We start from the raw sequence: 19102 nt of genomic DNA, 5'->3' as shown, positions 1-19102 counted from the left end.
GCCGGAGCGGCACGCCTCGTAGAATCGAGGCATGACCACGGCAGCATCCCCGCCCGACGGCTCGGTCGACCACGACGACGACGCCCTCAGCTGGGGCGACGCCGACGACGCGACCCACGTCGACGCGGCGCACAACCCGGTCACCGTCAAGGAACGCTCCGGCCGTGACCCCGAGGCCCCCGAGACCTCCGGCGCGCTCATCGGGTTCGGCGTCTTCGGCGGCCTGTACCTGCTCTACACGGTGGCCTGGCTGCTCACGGCCTCGACCTCGTACGTCTCGGACGTCGACACCGTGCTGACCGTCTTCGTCGAGGTCCTCCGGTTCCTGTCGATCGTCGCGCCCGCGCTGTGGTTCACCGTCGTGCTCTGGGCCGGCCGTGGACAGCGCACGCGGAGCCGTCTGCTGTGGATGCTGCTCGGCGCCCTCGTCCTCTTCCCGTGGCCGTTTCTCATGACGCGGAGCTTCGGGTGACCGGCGCGACGCCGACCGTCCATCGGTCGTCCCGGGCGTTCGTCGGCAAGGTCGTCGTCTGGCTCGTGTTCGCCCTGCTGTTCGCGTACATGACCGTCCAGAGCGTCGGCAACCTCGTGAACATCTCGGGTTCGGTCCGGCAGTTCAACGCCTTCCTCGACACGACGTCCGGCGGCGATTCGCTCCGGAGCAGCACGCCGTGGCTCTGGCTCGTGCTGGACATCGCGATCGCGCCGGTCGCGTTCGTCGTCGCCCTGTGGATCACCCGACGCGCTCGACTCGCGGTGACCATCGGTGTCTTCGTGCTGGCCTTCGCGGCAGCCGGCGCGCTGTGGCTGGACCTGCAACTGTTCGTGCCGAGCCTGCTGGACTTCGGACGCTCCTCCTGACGGCCAGGAGGCGCGGTGCCAGCCGGCACCGCGCCTCCCGTCCGTCGTGTGGTCGCCCACCGGACCGACCCTGCGGTCGTAACCACGTGCACACGTCGATACGATGGTGGGATACCGCCCGTCTCGTGTGAGGAAACTGCAGCTGTGCCGAAGCCGGTCGTCCTGATCGCCGAAGAACTCTCGCCCGCCACAGTCGACGCCCTCGGGCCCGACTTCGAGATCCGGAACGTGGACGGTACCGACCGCCCCGCCCTCCTGGCCTCCCTCGCCGATGCGCACGCCATCCTGGTGCGCTCCGCCACCAAGGTCGACGCCGAGGCGATCGCCGCGGCCCCGAACCTCAAGGTCGTCGCCCGTGCCGGCGTCGGCCTCGACAACGTCGACATCAAGGCGGCGACCACCGCCGGGGTGATGGTCGTCAACGCGCCGACGTCGAACATCATCTCCGCCGCCGAGCTCACGGTCGGCCACATCCTGTCGCTCGCGCGCCACATCCCGGCCGCACACGCGTCGCTCGCCGCCGGCACCTGGAAGCGCTCCGCGTACACTGGTGTCGAGCTGTACGAGAAGACCGTCGGCATCATCGGCCTCGGCCGGATCGGTGCGCTCATCACCCAGCGCCTGCAGGCGTTCGGCGTCCAGGTGATCGCGTACGACCCGTACGTCACCACGGCCCGTGCCCAGCAGCTCGGGGTCGAGCTCGTCTCGCTCGAGGACCTGCTCAAGCGTGCCGACTTCACCACGATCCACATGCCGAAGACGCCGGAGACGGTCGGCATGATCTCGGACGACCAGTTCGCGCTCATGAAGCCGACCGCGTTCGTCGTGAACGTCGCCCGTGGCGGGCTGATCGACGAGGACGCGCTGCACCGTGCGCTCACCTCGAACACGATCGCCGGCGCCGGTCTCGACGTCTTCGTGTCCGAGCCCCCGAAGGACTCGCCGCTCGTCGCGCTCCCGAACGTCGTCGTCACGCCGCACCTCGGTGCCTCGACGGACGAAGCGCAGGAGAAGGCGGGCGTCTCGGTCGCCAAGTCCGTGCGGCTCGCCCTCGGCGGCGAGCTCGTCCCCGACGCGGTCAACGTCGCCGGTGGCGTCATCGACCCGTACGTGCGCCCGGGCATCCCGCTCGTCGAGAAGCTCGGTCAGGTGTTCACCGGCCTCGCGACGTCGCCCGTCACCAGCATCGACGTCGAGGTGCACGGCGAGCTCGCGGAGTTCGACGTCAGCGTGCTGAAGCTCGCGGCGCTCAAGGGCGTCTTCACCGACGTCGTCAGCGACCAGGTGTCCTACGTCAACGCACCGTTGATCGCCGAGCAGCGCGGGGTCACCGTGCGGCTCATCACCGACTCGGACAGCCCGGAGTACCGGAACGTGCTCACGATCCGTGGGGCCCAGTCCGACGGCCCGGCGATCAGCGTGTCGGGCACGCTCACCGGCCCGAAGCAGGTCGCGAAGCTCGTCGAGATCAACGGTCACGACGTCGAGGTCGCCCTCGCCGAGCACCACGTGGTGATGGAGTACACCGACCGGCCCGGCATCGTCGCGGTCTACGGCAAGGAGTTCGGCGACGCCGGCATCAACATCGCGGCGATGCAGATCTCGCGGGAAGCCGCCGGCGGCCAGGCGCTCAGCGTCCTCACCGTCGACTCGCCGGTCCCGGCCGAGATCCTCGAGCACGTCCGGTCCACGATCGACGCGGCCTCGCTCCGCGAGATCGACATCACGCTGTAGGGGAGTGGCGGACATGACGCAGACGGTGAAGCTCGCGGTGATCCGCGGGGACGGCATCGGACCCGAGGTGGTCGACGAGGCGCTGAAGGTCCTGCGCGCCGTGCTGCCGGGCGACCTCGTGGTGGAGGAGACCCCGTTCTCCCTCGGTGCCGACCGGTTCCTCGAGACCGGTGACATCCTCACCGAGGACGACATGTCCGCCATCGCCACCCACGACGCGATCCTGCTCGGCGCGGTCGGCGGCGACCCCCGCGACCCCCGGCTCGCGGGCGGGATCATCGAGCGCGGGCTGCTGCTGAAGCTGCGGTTCGCCTTCGACCACTACGTGAACCTGCGCCCGACCGTCGTCTACCCGTCGGTGACGACGCCGCTGACGTCCCCCGGTGACGTCGACTTCGTGGTCGTACGCGAGGGCACCGAGGGACCGTACGTCGGCAACGGCGGCGTCATCCGCGTCGGGACCCCGCAGGAGATCGCGACCGAGGTCTCGTTGAACACCGCGTACGGTGTCGAGCGCGTCGTCCGGTACGCGTTCGAGCTGGCGGACCGGCGGCCGCGCAAGCACCTCACGCTCGTGCACAAGAGCAACGTCCTGGTGCACGCCGGAGCCCTCTGGCAGCGCACCGTCGCGGCCGTCGGGCAGGAGTACTCGGACGTCACGGTGGACTACCAGCACGTCGACGCCGTCACCATCCACATGGTGCGGGAACCTGCTAGGTTCGACGTCATCGTCACCGACAACCTCTTCGGGGACATCATCACCGACCTGGCCGGCGCGATCAGCGGCGGCATCGGTCTGGCGGCCTCGGGCAACATCAACCCGGACGGCACCTTCCCCAGCATGTTCGAGCCGGTCCACGGCTCCGCGCCGGACATCGCGGGTCAGCAGAAGGCCGATCCCACGGCCGCCATCCTGTCCGTCGCACTGCTGCTCGACCACATCGGTCGCAGCGATCTCGCGGCGGCGGTCACGCGGGCGGTCGAGGCCGACCTCGCCGACCGGGGCACCTCGCAGCGTCGCACGGCCGAGATCGGCGACGCCATCGCCGCCGCGGCCACGGCACGCACCACCACCGCCTGACAGGAGTCTCCCCGTATGAGCACCGACACCGACTTCGGACTCGCGTTCGCCACCACCCCCTCACCCGAGCGCCGTGCCGCCGCCGAGCGCGAGGAGATCCTCGCCGACCCGGGCTTCGGCAAGCACTTCACGGACCACATGGCCACCGTGCAGTGGACGCTGGACGCCGGGTGGCACGATGCCTCGGTCCACCCGTACGGGCCGATCAGCCTCGACCCCAGCGCGAGCGTCCTGCACTACGCGCAGGAGATCTTCGAGGGGCTGAAGGCCTACCGGCACGCCGACGGCTCGGTCTGGACGTTCCGCCCGGACGCCAACGCCAAGCGCTTCCAGCGGTCCGCGCGGCGGCTCGCGCTGCCGGAGCTGCCGGTGGAGACCTTCGTCGACTCCATCCGCGAGCTGGTCCGGACCGACGTCGACTGGGTGCCCTCGGCGCCCGAGACGAGCCTGTACCTGCGGCCGTTCATGATCGCGACCGAGTCGTTCCTGGGGGTGCGTGCGGCACAGGCGGTGGCGTACCACTGCATCGCGAGCCCGGCGGGGGCGTACTTCACCTCCGGACCGAAGCCGGTGTCGATCTGGCTGTCCACCAACTACGCCCGGGCCGGCAAGGGCCGGCACGGGTGCGGCGAAGACCGGCGGCAACTACGCCTCGTCGCTCCTGCCCCAGCAAGAGGCGTACGAGCACGGCTGCCAGCAGGTCATGTTCCTCGACTCGGTCGAGGGCAAGTACCTCGAGGAACTCGGCGGCATGAACGTCGTGCTGGTGGAGGCGGACGGCACGCTCGTCACGCCGGACTCCGACTCCATCCTCGAGGGCATCACGCGCGACTCGATCCTGCAGCTGGCGGAGGACCGCGGGCTGCGCGTCGAACGCCGTCGGGTGACCCTCGACGAGTGGCGTGACGGCGTCGAGGACGGCTCCATCACCGAGGCCTTCGCGTGCGGGACCGCCGCCGTCGTGACCCCGATCGCGGAACTCCGCGGCGAGGGCTTCACGATCGGGTCGCCGACCGTCGGGGCCGGCGAGCTGACGATGTCCCTGCGCGACGAACTCACCGACATCCAGTACGGCCGCCGTGCCGACCCGCACGGGTGGATGACGCGCCTGACCGACCCGGCCTGAACGCACACCACACGTCGATAAGCTCCAACGGTGAAGATCGCACGGTTCAGCAGCAAGGGCGAAGACCCCCGGTACGGCATCCTCGACGAGCGCGACCTGGTCGTGCTGGCGGGTGACCCGATGTACCAGGGGTTCGAGACCACGGGGGAGCGGGTGCCGCTGGCCGACGCCAAGCTCCTCGCCCCCGTCATCCCGCGGTCGAAGGTGATCGGCGTGGGGCTCAACTACGCCGAGCACGCGTCCGAGATGGACGAGCGCTCCGGGGACGACCCGGTGGTGTTCCTCAAGCCGAACACGTCGGTGATCGGCCCCGAGGACCCGATCCGTCTCCCCGCCGGGGTCGGACGCGTCGACCACGAGGGCGAGCTCGCCATCGTGATCGGGTCGCTCGCGAAGAACGTCACGCGCGAGGACTTCGCGAGCGTGATCCTCGGCTACACGATCGCCAACGACGTGACCGCCCGTGACCTGCAGGCGCGCGACGGCCAGTGGACCCGGTCCAAGGGCTTCGACACCTTCTGCCCGCTCGGGCCGGCGATCGAGACCGAGATCGACCCGTCGGACATCCGCATCGAGACCCGCGTGGACGGCGACCTGCGCCAGGTGGGTTCGACGAGCGAGATGGTGCACGACATCCCGTCCCTCATCGAGTTCGTCTCGTCGATCTGGACGCTCCTGCCCGGCGACGTCATCCTGACCGGCACCCCTGCCGGCGTCGGCGAGATCCGCGACGGCGAGGTCGTCGAGGTGACGATCGAGGGGATCGGCACACTCAAGAACCCGGTCATCGCCAAGCACTGACGCGCGTCACCGAACGGCCCGCTCCCACCGTGGGGGCGGGCCGTTCCGCGTCTCCGCGCGGATCGGCCCGTGCGACACGCCCGGGGTGCGGGACGGTTGGCGGGGCCCCCAGGGCGTGTGTAGAGTAATCACTCGTTGCCGCTGAGGCGGAGAACGGAACGGCCGAGACGGTCACCGGAGCGAATGCCCCGGAGATGCAGTCCGGACGGGGTCCCGCTCAGGCAACGAATCCCGATGACGATCCACTCTCGAAGTGGTCTGTTCGGGGTGAGACGAAATGCCTCTCTGGCGACGCTCGTGTTCCACGGGTCGAGTGGGGAGTGCGTCTGGTCCTTGAGAACTCAACAGCGTGCACATTGTCAATGCCAATTTATTGACCCCGTGACTCATCAGCTTGCTGGTGGGTTCGGAGACAATTCCTTTTGGATTGAAGATTGTCAGTAGACAGTCAACAGTCAGAATCAACTCGCTGACATCTTCGGGTGTTGGTTGTAATTTTTTACGGAGAGTTTGATCCTGGCTCAGGACGAACGCTGGCGGCGTGCTTAACACATGCAAGTCGAACGATGATGCCCAGCTTGCTGGGTGGATTAGTGGCGAACGGGTGAGTAACACGTGAGTAACCTGCCCCTGACTCTGGGATAAGCGTTGGAAACGACGTCTAATACTGGATATGACTGCCGGCCGCATGGTCTGGTGGTGGAAAGATTTTTTGGTTGGGGATGGACTCGCGGCCTATCAGCTTGTTGGTGAGGTAATGGCTCACCAAGGCGACGACGGGTAGCCGGCCTGAGAGGGTGACCGGCCACACTGGGACTGAGACACGGCCCAGACTCCTACGGGAGGCAGCAGTGGGGAATATTGCACAATGGGCGAAAGCCTGATGCAGCAACGCCGCGTGAGGGATGACGGCCTTCGGGTTGTAAACCTCTTTTAGTAGGGAAGAAGCGAAAGTGACGGTACCTGCAGAAAAAGCACCGGCTAACTACGTGCCAGCAGCCGCGGTAATACGTAGGGTGCAAGCGTTGTCCGGAATTATTGGGCGTAAAGAGCTCGTAGGCGGTTTGTCGCGTCTGCTGTGAAATCCCGAGGCTCAACCTCGGGCTTGCAGTGGGTACGGGCAGACTAGAGTGCGGTAGGGGAGATTGGAATTCCTGGTGTAGCGGTGGAATGCGCAGATATCAGGAGGAACACCGATGGCGAAGGCAGATCTCTGGGCCGTAACTGACGCTGAGGAGCGAAAGCGTGGGGAGCGAACAGGATTAGATACCCTGGTAGTCCACGCCGTAAACGTTGGGCGCTAGATGTAGGGACCTTTCCACGGTTTCTGTGTCGTAGCTAACGCATTAAGCGCCCCGCCTGGGGAGTACGGCCGCAAGGCTAAAACTCAAAGGAATTGACGGGGGCCCGCACAAGCGGCGGAGCATGCGGATTAATTCGATGCAACGCGAAGAACCTTACCAAGGCTTGACATACACCGGAAACGGCCAGAGATGGTCGCCCCCTTGTGGTCGGTGTACAGGTGGTGCATGGTTGTCGTCAGCTCGTGTCGTGAGATGTTGGGTTAAGTCCCGCAACGAGCGCAACCCTCGTTCTATGTTGCCAGCGCGTTATGGCGGGGACTCATAGGAGACTGCCGGGGTCAACTCGGAGGAAGGTGGGGATGACGTCAAATCATCATGCCCCTTATGTCTTGGGCTTCACGCATGCTACAATGGCCGGTACAAAGGGCTGCGATACCGTAAGGTGGAGCGAATCCCAAAAAGCCGGTCTCAGTTCGGATTGAGGTCTGCAACTCGACCTCATGAAGTCGGAGTCGCTAGTAATCGCAGATCAGCAACGCTGCGGTGAATACGTTCCCGGGCCTTGTACACACCGCCCGTCAAGTCATGAAAGTCGGTAACACCCGAAGCCGGTGGCCTAACCCTTGTGGAAGGAGCCGTCGAAGGTGGGATCGGTGATTAGGACTAAGTCGTAACAAGGTAGCCGTACCGGAAGGTGCGGCTGGATCACCTCCTTTCTAAGGAGCATCTGGTTCGTCGTGTCCTTCGGGGGACGGTGGGTCCAGGCGCCGGATCGAGACGAACGTTCTCGCCGGTAGCTCATGGGTGGAACATTGACAGTGCAGTCGGGAGCGCAGCTTCCTGATCTCAGTACGCCGGGGCCTTCGTGGTTCGGGTTGGAACGGGTTGGGGGTGAGCGGGTCGGCTGGTGCACGTTGTTGGGTCCTGAGGGACCAGGCTTCCTGACCGTGATGGTCGGGGGTTGAGCCGTGACTGGGGCCTTTTGGGTTCTGGTTGGGTTCTTCGGTGGGCCGCATGATGCTGGGAGCATGGCTTCTGGGGGAGTGTGGTGCCGATCGTATGTTGAGAACTACACAGTGGACGCGAGCATCTTAGATCGCTCGGAACGATGATGACTTTCGGGTTGTTGTTGTTGTGAGTCGATCGCAATTTTAATCTTTGTGGTCAAGTTTCTAAGAGCAAACGGTGGATGCCTTGGCATCTGGAGCCGAAGAAGGACGTAGAAATCTGCGATAAGCCTCGGGGAGCTGATAATCGAGCTGTGAGCCGAGGATTTCCGAATGGGGAAACCCCGCTGGGCGCTTTTGTGACCTGGTGACTCCCGCCTGAATATATAGGGCGGGTAGAGGGAACGTGGGGAAGTGAAACATCTCAGTACCCACAGGAAGAGAAAACAACATGTGATTCCGTGAGTAGTGGCGAGCGAAAGCGGATGAGGCTAAACCGATCATGTGTGATAGCCGGCGGGCGTTGCATGGTCGGGGTTGTGGGACACGTCGCTCAGTTCTGCCGGACTGGGGCGGTTACAGCGCATCATAGTCGAACCGGTTTGAAAGCCGGGCCGTAGTGGGTGCCAGCCCCGTAGACGAAATGGTGTTATGGCCGGATGTGTATCCCAAGTAGCACGGGGCCCGAGAAATCCCGTGTGAATCTGTCAGGACCACCTGATAAGCCTAAATACTCCCAGATGACCGATAGCGGACAAGTACCGTGAGGGAAAGGTGAAAAGTACCCCGGGAGGGGAGTGAAATAGTACCTGAAACCGTTTGCTTACAAACCGTCGGAGCCTCCTTGTAGGGGTGACGGCGTGCCTTTTGAAGAATGAGCCTGCGAGTTAGTGATATGTGGCGAGGTTAACCCGTGTGGGGCAGCCGTAGCGAAAGCGAGTCTGAATAGGGCGATTTGAGTCGCATGTCCTAGACCCGAAGCGAAGTGATCTATCCATGGCCAGGTTGAAGCGACGGTAAGACGTCGTGGAGGACCGAACCCACTTCAGTTGAAAATGGAGGGGATGAGCTGTGGATAGGGGTGAAAGGCCAATCAAACTTCGTGATAGCTGGTTCTCTCCGAAATGCATTTAGGTGCAGCGTTGCGTGTTTCTCGCCGGAGGTAGAGCTACTGGATGGCCGATGGGCCTCAACAGGTTACTGACGTCAGCCAAACTCCGAATGCCGGTGAGTGAGAGCGCAGCAGTGAGACGGTGGGGGATAAGCTTCATCGTCGAGAGGGAAACAACCCAGACTACCAACTAAGGCCCCTAAGCGTGTGCTAAGTGGGAAAGGATGTGGAGTTGCATAGACAACCAGGAGGTTGGCTTAGAAGCAGCCACCCTTGAAAGAGTGCGTAATAGCTCACTGGTCAAGTGATTCCGCGCCGACAATGTAACGGGGCTCAAGCACACCGCCGAAGTTGTAGATTTCGCACACTCGATAAGCCTTCGTGGTTCAGTCGTGCGGAGTGGTAGGAGAGCGTCGTGTGGCGAGTGAAGCGGCGGAGTGATCCAGCCGTGGACGCTACACGAGTGAGAATGCAGGCATGAGTAGCGAAAGACGGGTGAGAAACCCGTCCTCCGAAAGACCAAGGGTTCCAGGGCCAGGTTAATCCGCCCTGGGTAAGTCGGGACCTAAGGCGAGGCCGACAGGCGTAGTCGATGGACAACGGGTTGATATTCCCGTACCGGCGAACAACCGCCCAAGCTAATCCAGTGGTGCTAAGAGTCCTAACCCGCATTGACCGGATCCCTTCGGGGTGATGGCGTGCGGTCTAACGCTCGACCCCATGCTGGTGCGGTTAGCGTATGAACAGGTGTGACGCAGGAAGGTAGCTGAGCCAGGCGATGGTATCCGTAAGGTGATCCTGGTGTAAGGATGTAGGGCTGACGATAGGCAAATCCGTCGTCTAGATGCCTGAGATCCGACGCGTACCCGTAAGGGGAAATCAGTGATCCTATGCTGCCGAGAAAAGCATCGACGCGAGGTTGCAGCCGCCCGTACCCGAAACCGACTCAGGTGGTCAGGTAGAGAATACCAAGGAGATCGAGAGAATCGTGGTTAAGGAACTCGGCAAAATGCCCCCGTAACTTCGGGAGAAGGGGGGCCGGACACGTGATGCGGACTTGCTCCGCTGAGCGTTGAAGGCCGCAGAGACCAGTGGGAAGCGACTGTTTACTAAAAACACAGGTCCGTGCGAAGTCGCAAGACGATGTATACGGACTGACGCCTGCCCGGTGCTGGAAGGTTAAGAGGAAGGGTTAGCCTTTGGGCGAAGCTCTGAATTTAAGCCCCAGTAAACGGCGGTGGTAACTATAACCATCCTAAGGTAGCGAAATTCCTTGTCGGGTAAGTTCCGACCTGCACGAATGGCGTAACGACTTCCCAGCTGTCTCAACCGCGAACTCGGCGAAATTGCACTACGAGTAAAGATGCTCGTTACGCGCAGCAGGACGGAAAGACCCCGTGACCTTTACTACAGCTTGGTATTGGTGTTCGGTGTGGCTTGTGTAGGATAGGTGGGAGACTGTGAAGCGGGCACGCTAGTGTTCGTGGAGTCGTTGTTGAAATACCACTCTGGTCACTCTGGATGTCTAACGTAGGACCCTGATCGGGTTCATGGACAGTGCCTGGTGGGTAGTTTAACTGGGGCGGTTGCCTCCCAAAGAGTAACGGAGGCGCCCAAAGGTTCCCTCAACCTGGTTGGCAATCAGGTGGCGAGTGTAAGTGCACAAGGGAGCTTGACTGTGAGACTGACAGGTCGAGCAGGGACGAAAGTCGGGACTAGTGATCCGGCAGTGGCTTGTGGAAGCGCTGTCGCTCAACGGATAAAAGGTACCTCGGGGATAACAGGCTGATCTTGCCCAAGAGTCCATATCGACGGCATGGTTTGGCACCTCGATGTCGGCTCGTCGCATCCTGGGGCTGGAGTAGGTCCCAAGGGTTGGGCTGTTCGCCCATTAAAGCGGTACGCGAGCTGGGTTTAGAACGTCGTGAGACAGTTCGGTCCCTATCCGCTGCGCGCGTTGGAAATTTGAGAAGATCTATCCCTAGTACGAGAGGACCGGGATGGACGAACCTCTGGTGTGTCAGTTGTTCTGCCAAGGGCACCGCTGATTAGCTACGTTCGGACCGGATAACCGCTGAAAGCATCTAAGCGGGAAGCCGTCTTCGAGATGAGATTTCCATGCACCTTGAGTGTGAGAGGCTCCCAGCAGACTACTGGGTTGATAGGCCGGATGTGGAAGCGGGGACTAACGACCCGTGGAGCTGACCGGTACTAATAAGCCGAAGACTTGACAACACAACTATTTCCCACACTTCGGTGTGGGGCTCGCGTCCACTTTGTGGTTCCCGACAGACGATCGGGAACAAGAAACTGAACACCGCGCATGCGCGGAACAGCTTTCGAACTTCCAAGCGATTGGGTCGAAGGTGTTCCGGTGGTCATAGCGAGAGGGAAACGCCCGGTCACATTCCGAACCCGGAAGCTAAGCCTCTCAGCGCCGATGGTACTGCAAGGGGGACCTTGTGGGAGAGTAGGACGCCGCCGGACTCAACGTTACGAATACCAGGGAACCCCTGACCACCACGTGGTCAGGGGTTTTCTGCGTTCGCGGGTCTTCCACACCCCTCGTGGCGGTCGGTGCCGGGCCGGTAGGATCGTCATGTCATGACTGCGCCATTCACCACCGCTTCCGGTTCCGATGTCCGTGTCCGTTTCTGCCCGAGCCCGACGGGGACGCCGCACGTCGGACTGATCCGTACTGCGCTGTTCAACTGGGCGTACGCGCGGCACACCGGCGGCAAGCTCGTGTTCCGCATCGAGGACACCGACGCCGCCCGTGACAGCGAGGAGTCGTACCAGCAGATCCTCGAGGCACTGCGCTGGCTCCGGCTCGACTGGGACGAGGGCGTCGAGGCCGGCGGCCCGCACGGTCCGTACCGGCAGTCCGAGCGGACGGACGTGTACGAGGACGTCATCGCGAAGCTCAAGGCCTCCGGACACGTCTACGAGTCCTTCGTCACCCCCGAGGAGATGGAGGCCCGCAACAAGGCCGCCGGGCGTGACCCGAAGCAGGGGTACGACAACCACGAGCGCGACCTCTCCGACGCCGAGCGCCAGGCCTTCCGCGACCAGGGGCGTGAGCCGGCACTGCGGCTGCGTGTGCCCGACCGCGACCTGAGCTTCGAGGACCTCGTGCGCGGTGAGATCACCTTCAAGCAGGGCACCTTCCCGGACTTCGTGGTCGTCCGGCCGAACGGCAAGCCGCTGTACACGTTCACCAACCCGGTGGACGACGCGCTGATGGGCGTGACGCACGTGCTCCGCGGCGAGGACCTCCTGTCGTCGACGCCACGTCAGATCGCCCTGTACGAGGCGCTGTACGAGGTCGGTCTCGCCGAGTTCATCCCGGTGTTCGGGCATCTGCCGTACGTCATGGGGGAGGGCAACAAGAAGCTCTCGAAGCGCGACCCCGAGTCGAACCTGTTCCACCACCGTGCCGCCGGGATGATCCCCGAGGGGCTCGTCAACTACCTCGCGCTGCTCGGGTGGTCGATCGGTCCGGACCGCGACGTGTTCACGGTCGACGAGATGGTCCAGGCGTTCGAGGTCTCCGACGTCAACCCGAACCCCGCGCGCTTCGACCACAAGAAGGCAGAGGCGATCAACGGCGACCACATCCGCCTGCTGGACGCCGACGACTTCCGCGGGCGGCTGCTGCCGTACCTGTCGGGCATCGTGTCGGATCCGGTGACGCCGGAGCAGCTCGAGGTCCTCGCGAAGGCGGCGCCGCTCGTCCAGGAGCGCATGCAGCTCCTCGGCGAGGCACCGGGGCTCCTCGCGTTCCTCTTCACGTCGGACGACGCCCTCGAGATCGACGAGGACGCCCTCGGAACCCTCAAGGCCGACGCCGGTGACGTGCTCCGCGCGAGCATCGCCGCGCTCGAGCCGCTCGACGACTGGACGACGGCCTCGATCGAGGGCGCGCTCCGTGCGGCGCTCATCGACGGTCTCGGCCTGAAGCCCCGTGTGGCGTTCGGTCCGCTGCGCGTCGCGGTGTCCGGTCGACGGATCAGCCCGCCGCTGTTCGAGTCGATGGAGATCCTGGGCAAGGAGTCCACCGTCACGCGCCTGCGTCGCCTCGCGGACCGCTGACGTGGCCGAACGGCAGGGGGACGCGGCCGACCGGCAGGCGGACGCGGCCGAGCGCCCGGGTGACGCAGCCGAGCGGCTGACGATCGACGTCGACGTCGTCGTCGTCGGTGCCGGCCCGGCTGGGCTCAGCGCCGCCCTCAACCTCGTCCGTGCGAAGCGCACCGTGCTCCTCGTGGACGCCAACCGTCCCCGGAACGCCGCCACGCTGCGGTCGCACGGGTTCCTGACGCGCGACGGTGTCTCACCCCTCGAGCTCCGGAAGCTCGGGCGCGCAGAGGTCGAGGCCTACGCCGAGGCCACGGTCGTGCAGACGGTCGTGGACCGGATCGCGCCGGAGGGCGACCGGTGGCTCGTGCACGGTGCCTGGCGCGGCACCGAGGTCGAGGCGACGGCTCGTGCCGTCGTGCTCGCGACGGGCCTGCGCGAGGAGTTCCCGGCGCTCCCGATGCTCCGCGCCTTCTACGGCACCGCGGTGCACAGCTGCGTCGAGTGCGATGCCTACGAGAAGGCCGGCGAGCCGTTGGCGTTCCTCTGCGAGACGGACGACGTCGTCGATCGCGCCCTGCTGCTCGCGGCGTGGGCGGACGACCTCATCGTGTACACGAACGGCATCGCGCCGCTCGACCACGCCGGCCGTGCCCGCCTGGCCGCAGCGGGCGTGCGCGTCGACGAGCGGGCCGTGGCGGACCTCGAGGGGGACCGCTCCGGGATGACCGGCGTCCGCCTCGCAGACGGGCACGTGGAGCCGCGGACGGGTGGGTTCGTCCGGCCCCGGTGGCACGCCGACCTGGACTGGGTCGACGCGGACCTCCGCCGCGACGCCGAGGGGCTCGTCGTGGTCGACCGCTCCGGACGGACGAGCGTGCCCGGGCTGTACGCCGTGGGCGACGTGACGCCGCCCGGACCGGAACAGCTGATCGTGGCGGCCGGCCACGGGGCGGTCACGGCCGCCGCGGTGCACCGGGATCTCGTCGGTGGTCTCACGGACCTCCGGGATGCTGTACAGTAGTTGATCGTGCCCCGGGCAACCGGGACCGAAGGCCTCCGGGCCTTTGGGGTATGGTGTAATTGGCAACACAGCGGTTTCTGGTACCGTCGTTCTTGGTTCGAGTCCAGGTACCCCAGCACTCGTAGAACAAGCCCCCGGGATATCCCGGGGGCTTGTTCCGTTTCCGGCGCAGAAGCCGCGTGACACGCCAGGCGACGAACCGACACGCCAGGCCACAGCCCGACACGCCAGGCGACGAACCGACACGCCAGGCCACAGCCCGACACGCCAGGCCACAGCCCGACACGCCAGGGCGGCCGATCAGGTCAGGACTGCACCCTGCTCTTCCGGTACGCGACCACCCAGTCCACGAGCACGTGCCCGGAAGCGTCGGCCGGCACCTCGGCGTCGTGGATGATCGTCTCCGCCTGCAGCGTCACGCGCATCGGCGTCGTGGGCACCGCGCCCGTGACCGTCTCGAGCAGCTCGTCGTCCCAGTAGAAGCGCACCGCGTCGGCGGTCCACTCGACGGTCGCGACGTGCCAGTCGGTCTGCCCGCCGGACACCACCGTCGGGTCCTCGGGGAGGAACGTCATCGCCTCGGTCGTGGGGTCGTAGCTGCCCGGGATCGCCGACACCGGGCGGACGTCGCCGGTGAGGTCGCCCTCGGGCCAGTCGATCTCGCCCTCGTTCCAGTCGCCGGACAGCGGCCAGAGGATCATGACGAACTTGTAGCCGGGGACCTCGTCGGCGCGGTACCGGATCGAGACGCGCTGGTGCGTGTACGCCCGGTAGCCGGCGGGGAGGACCGTCGCCACGAGGGGCTGGGACCCGTTGCTGCGGAGGTGGAAGTCGAGCACCGAGTCGTGCACCGACACCACCTGGTCGGGGGAGTAGAGCCCCTTGCCCGACGTGTCCCGCATCCCGCTGTACTCCGCCATCCGCGGGTACACCGCGAGGAGTTCGCCGAGCGCGGCGTCGAGGTCGAAGTCCTGTGCGAGGTATGGGACCCACCGCGTCCCCTCGGACTCGAGCGCCCCGGTGGGCATGCGTTCGGCACGGGCGGTCGAGTCACCGGCACGCGTGGGCAGCACGACGGCCGTGGTGCCGGCGACCACGGCGACCCCCGCGATGCCGGCGATCGTCGCGCCGCGGCGCAGGAAGGACCGCCGGGTGGTCATCCGGTGACGTGCACCAGGCTCATGCTGCATCGCGCACCTCGTAGATCCGGACTCCGTCGCGGTCGTAGCGGAGGGTGCCCTCGTCGGCCACGGACCGCTCGATGGCGTCGATCTGCGCGCCGGTGAGTGTCCCGCGGGTGACGGCGTCGGCCCGCTGCGCCGTCGAGAACACGAGCCAGGAGTGTCCGCCCTGGTCGCGGTCCTGCAGGACACCGGTGAGGTCGTCGGCCGTCATGCCCTTCGGGAACCACGCGGCCTCGCTCTGCAGCGAGTCGACCTGGCCCCAGTGGCGGAGGAAGTTCTCGTAGTTCCCGCCGATGATCGACGGGAAGCTGCCGACGGTCGTGAGGGTGTCGTCCGCCTGGAACCGGCCGTCGAGCCACTTCGCCGCGGCCACGTCGGCCGGTGCGGTCTGGTTCGCCTGCTCGGTCTGGAACGTGGCGCCGAGGAACAGCGCGGTGGTCACGGTCAGCACCAGGGCCGTGGCGACGATGCGGAGCCGGCGGCCGTGGAAGGCGTGGACGGCTGCGATCGCCAGGAACGGCGCGGAGAACAGGACGACGCGGAACTTCGCCTCGCCGCCGTAGCTCTGCCCGAGCACGAGCACGATCGGGCAGGCCGCCAGCCAGAGCACCACGAGGGCGCGTCGGGCGTGCCCACCGCGGACCATGCGGACGAGTCCGATGACGGCGCACACGGCGACGAGTGCCGTGATCCCGAGGACCGCGCGGGACTGCAGGGTCGTCGCGATCGACGGGATGGCGATCGACGTCGACGCGGCGGTGACGTTGCTCACCGGGTCGAAGCCGGTGGTCAGACCGAACTTCTCCTGGATGTAGTCGAGGTTCGGCACGAGGTAGAGCAGGGGGAGCAGCGTCAGCGGGACGGCGAGCCACCAGGGGCGGAGGAAGCCGAGCACGAGCAGCGGCACGAACGCGGCGACGACCACGAACGGGGTCAGCTGGTGCGAGGCCGTGATGACGAACTGCAGGACGACGACGAGCGCCACCGCCGCGACCACGGCGGCCCGCGTCGGCGTGGCGACCGCCTCGGACACGGGGGAGCGGCGTGCACGGAGCAGCCGGCCGGTCAGCGTCGCGCTCCACCGCCCGATCACGTTGGGCTTGCCGCGGAGGACGGTCAGCGCGACGAGGACCGCCGCGAGGAACAGGAAGAACGCGAACGCCTGCGGGGAGTAGTAGTCCTGCCCGACCCAGTTCGCGGCGCTGAACAGGACCGCGGCGACGTAGGCCCAGCGGCCGTTCGCACCGAGTGCCCGTGCGATCCCGAGGACGAGCGCCCCGTCGGCGAGGGCGAACGCGAGTTCCGTCCACCGCACCGGGTCCGCCGCGTCGAGCGTCCCGGTGGCGGCGCCGAGGAACGCGCTGAAGCTGAAGAACCCGGGCCAGCGGTTGTAGATGTCGATCGACGGGTCGACGGCGCCGTGCTGCAGGATGTACGCGGTCACCGCGATGTGCTTGAACACCCACGGCGGTCGGGGCTCGGCGGCGATCAGGTTCGAGGTGCCGTACATGACGAGCAGGAGGACGCCGGAGGACACCGCGCGGACCACCACGTGGTGGCGACGGTCGACGAGCGTCACCAAGGCGACGACGAACACGAGTGCGGCGCCGGCCCACCAGACCGCGGGCAGTGCAGCCAGGAGGCCCCACTCGCCCAGTCCGGTCGAGTCCGTCTTCGCGACACCCACCGCCCAGAGCGCGGCTCCGGTGACGAGGACGCCGGACGCGGCGACGGTGCGGACCAGGACCGCGGTCGGCAGGGCCGACCGCGCGCGGGCCGACCTGGGCGCGGTGCGCGCGGTCTGGACGCCCTGGCCGAGCGACACCCACCCGGCGACGAGCAGGAGGAGCCCGGCGGCGGGCAGCGGGACCCACTGCCCCGTCCAGACCATCGCGAGCCCGAGGACCGCGTCGATCGCGGCACTGGACGCGACGACGAGTCCGGCGCGCCCGATCGGCTCGCGGAGCCCGAGCAACCGGACCACGGGCAGACCCGGGACGACCAACAGCGCGACGAGCACGACGGCCGTGCGGAGCGGACCGGACGCGTCGGCCGCGATGAGGGCGGCTCCGGCGAAACCGAGACCCGCGGCGACGAGGGACGGCACCGGTGAGGTCGGCAGCACGCGGGTTCCGTGGCGGAGCGACATCCTGGTGGGGGTCGTGGTGGCGGTCACTGCTCGACCACCGCGATCGACTGACGCATCGAGCGTCCCTTCGGGTCTGGGCCGGCGACTGGCAGCGGCCTGCGGGTGTCACGACGGTAACCGGGGGCCGAGGGCGCACGGGAGAGCGGTCACCGGGAAGTGCGGAGGGCCTGCGGCATTGCGGGATCACGCACGCGTGGCGGGCGTCGTACGAGGAGAAACCGCACGGTTCCGCCTGCTCGTTGACCCCCGCCGTCCCCGCAGCGACGGTGGGATGGCCGGCTGCGACCGCGCACGTCCCCCGACACGAGACAGGCTCTCCCATGACCGACACCATCCAGCGCTCGCTCCCGCCCCGCGTCGAGCTCGCCCGCCCGATGTCGAGCGCCGTCGACCCCACCTGGGGCGGTGCCGTGTGGGTCGGTGCCGTCGACCTCGCCGAGGTCCCCGGGGACGACGCCGGCACGGTGGGGCTGCACGACGCGGCCGGCCACCGGTCGGCCAGGCTCCTCGTCCGCGACGGCGTGGCACCCCTCGGGTTCGTCGACCTGCCGGTGTCCGACGAGACGATCGAGGTCGCCGCGCTCCGTGCCGCCGTCGCCGCCCTGCCCGCCGTCCCGCAGCCGCCGATCCCGGTCCGCCTGCCGAGCACCTCCGTCGTCCTGTGCACCCGTGACCGCGCCGACCAGCTCGGCGCCGCCCTCGACTCGCTGCTCGCCCTGGACCACCCCGACTTCGAGGTCGTTATCGTCGACAACGCGCCCTCCGACGAGTCGACGCGCGAACTCGTCGAGGCCCTCGACGACGACCGTGTGCGGTACGTCCGCGAACCCGTCCCGGGCCTCTCGAGCGCACGCAACGCCGGCGTCCTGGCCGCGCGGCACGAGATCGTCGCGTTCACGGACGACGACGTCGTGGTCGACCGGGCGTGGCTCCGTGCCGTCGCCTCGGGGTTCTCCCGCGGGGACGACGTCGTCTGCGTCAGCGGACTCGTCGCCAGCGGTGAGCTCCGCACCCCCACGCAGCGGTACTTCGACGAACGGGTGACCTGGTCGCGCAACCTCGTGCCGCGCGTGCACCGCCTCTCGGCACCGCCCGTCGACCGGCCGCTCTTCCCGTTCGCGGTCGGTGACTACGGCACGGGTGCGAACTTCGCGATGCGGCGGTCGGCGATCACCGACCTCGGCGGCTTCGACGAGGCACTCGGCGTCGGCACGGTCACCGGCGGCGGCGAGGACATCGACATGTTCTCGCGCGTCGTGCTCTCGGGTGCGGCGCTCGTCGTCGAACCCGCGGCGCTGGTCTGGCACCGGCACCGTGCGGACCTCCCGGCGCTCCGGAAGCAGGCGGAGGGCTACGGCACCGGACTCGGGGCCTGGCTCACGAAGATCGCCCTGCAGCCCCGCACGCTCGGGATGGCGCTGCATCGCGCCCCGCGGGCCGTGCGCCACCTCGTCTCGGGCACCGCCGCCGAGCCGGCCGTCACCCCGGCAGCGGCACCGATCGCCGTCGGCACCGCGGACGCGCCGCTCGACGACGCCGCGTTCCTCCGCGAGGTCGGACGGATGCGCTGGGTCGAGCTCCTGGCCGTCGGGCGTGGTGTGCTCCGCTACGGGCGGTCCCGCCGCACCGTCCGCGCCCGCGAGCGCACAGCGAACCGATAGGTCCGTCACCGGGCATCCACGGCGGATCGCGAGGATGCGCCA

At 66.7% G+C, this 19102-nt stretch carries 10 protein-coding genes, 1 tRNA gene, 3 rRNA genes and 1 pseudogene; 13 read left to right on the top strand and 2 right to left on the bottom strand.

Annotated elements, in window-relative coordinates:
* Positions 1-31: 31 nt before the first annotated feature.
* The 12 genes and pseudogenes from QE359_RS15720 (at position 32) to QE359_RS15665 (ending at position 14182) form a co-directional block, all read left to right on the top strand.
* Entirely contained in the window at positions 32-472 is a 441-nt protein-coding gene (locus QE359_RS15720; RefSeq protein ID WP_070418531.1) for a hypothetical protein, read from the top strand.
* Complete coding sequence (locus QE359_RS15715) at positions 469-861, top strand: hypothetical protein (protein WP_309779881.1); 393 nt, start codon at positions 469-471, stop codon at positions 859-861. The genes QE359_RS15720 and QE359_RS15715 overlap by 4 nt, the downstream gene beginning before the upstream one ends.
* A gap of 144 nt (positions 862-1005) precedes the next feature.
* On the top strand, positions 1006-2595 hold the full coding sequence (serA, locus tag QE359_RS15710; protein WP_071294936.1) for a phosphoglycerate dehydrogenase: 1590 nt from the start codon (positions 1006-1008) through the stop codon (positions 2593-2595).
* Positions 2596-2608: 13 nt separating this feature from the next.
* Positions 2609-3676: a 3-isopropylmalate dehydrogenase gene (locus tag QE359_RS15705; RefSeq protein WP_309779879.1), complete on the top strand. Its 1068-nt coding sequence runs from the start codon at positions 2609-2611 to the stop codon at positions 3674-3676.
* 15 nt (positions 3677-3691) lie between these two features.
* Positions 3692-4802: pseudogene (locus QE359_RS15700) on the top strand (branched-chain amino acid aminotransferase).
* A 30-nt stretch (positions 4803-4832) separates the two neighbouring features.
* Positions 4833-5603, top strand: a complete 771-nt coding sequence (locus QE359_RS15695; protein ID WP_070418535.1) for a fumarylacetoacetate hydrolase family protein — start codon at positions 4833-4835, stop codon at positions 5601-5603.
* A gap of 498 nt (positions 5604-6101) precedes the next feature.
* Positions 6102-7623 (top strand): 16S ribosomal RNA (locus QE359_RS15690).
* Between the two features lie 446 nt (positions 7624-8069).
* Positions 8070-11200, top strand: a 23S ribosomal RNA gene (locus QE359_RS15685).
* Between the two features lie 135 nt (positions 11201-11335).
* Positions 11336-11452 (top strand): 5S ribosomal RNA (gene rrf, locus QE359_RS15680).
* The 16S, 23S and 5S rRNA genes sit together here, the layout of an rRNA operon.
* Positions 11453-11569: 117 nt before the next feature.
* The gene (gene gltX / locus QE359_RS15675) at positions 11570-13057 is read left to right on the top strand and encodes a glutamate--tRNA ligase (protein WP_309779877.1); all 1488 of its coding nucleotides are present in this window, start codon (positions 11570-11572) and stop codon (positions 13055-13057) included.
* Positions 13058-13133: 76 nt separating this feature from the next.
* Positions 13134-14066, top strand: coding sequence for an NAD(P)/FAD-dependent oxidoreductase (locus tag QE359_RS15670; protein ID WP_309780448.1), 933 nt, complete (start codon positions 13134-13136; stop codon positions 14064-14066).
* A 44-nt stretch (positions 14067-14110) separates the two neighbouring features.
* Positions 14111-14182, top strand: a tRNA-Gln gene (locus QE359_RS15665).
* 189 nt (positions 14183-14371) lie between these two features.
* On the opposite strand, the gene QE359_RS15660 is transcribed toward QE359_RS15665, so the two are convergent.
* Both QE359_RS15660 and QE359_RS15655 read right to left on the bottom strand, forming a co-directional pair.
* Positions 14372-15256 carry a glycoside hydrolase family 16 protein gene (locus QE359_RS15660; RefSeq protein ID WP_309779875.1) on the bottom strand — a complete coding sequence of 295 codons (885 nt, stop codon included), beginning with the start codon at positions 15254-15256 and terminating at the stop codon, positions 14372-14374.
* Positions 15246-17426, bottom strand: coding sequence for a hypothetical protein (locus QE359_RS15655; RefSeq protein WP_309779874.1), 2181 nt, complete (start codon positions 17424-17426; stop codon positions 15246-15248). The genes QE359_RS15660 and QE359_RS15655 overlap by 11 nt, the downstream gene beginning before the upstream one ends.
* A gap of 293 nt (positions 17427-17719) precedes the next feature.
* Here QE359_RS15655 and QE359_RS15650 point away from each other — a divergent pair, with 293 nt between their 5' ends.
* On the top strand, positions 17720-19060 hold the full coding sequence (locus QE359_RS15650; protein WP_309779873.1) for a glycosyltransferase: 1341 nt from the start codon (positions 17720-17722) through the stop codon (positions 19058-19060).
* Positions 19061-19102: the final 42 nt, after the last annotated feature.

The organism is Curtobacterium sp. SORGH_AS_0776 (genome assembly GCF_031453355.1).
GTDB lineage: Bacteria > Actinomycetota > Actinomycetes > Actinomycetales > Microbacteriaceae > Curtobacterium.
The sequence above is the reverse complement of the archived record's forward strand: the minus strand, read 5'-3'. Positions and strand labels throughout refer to the sequence as shown.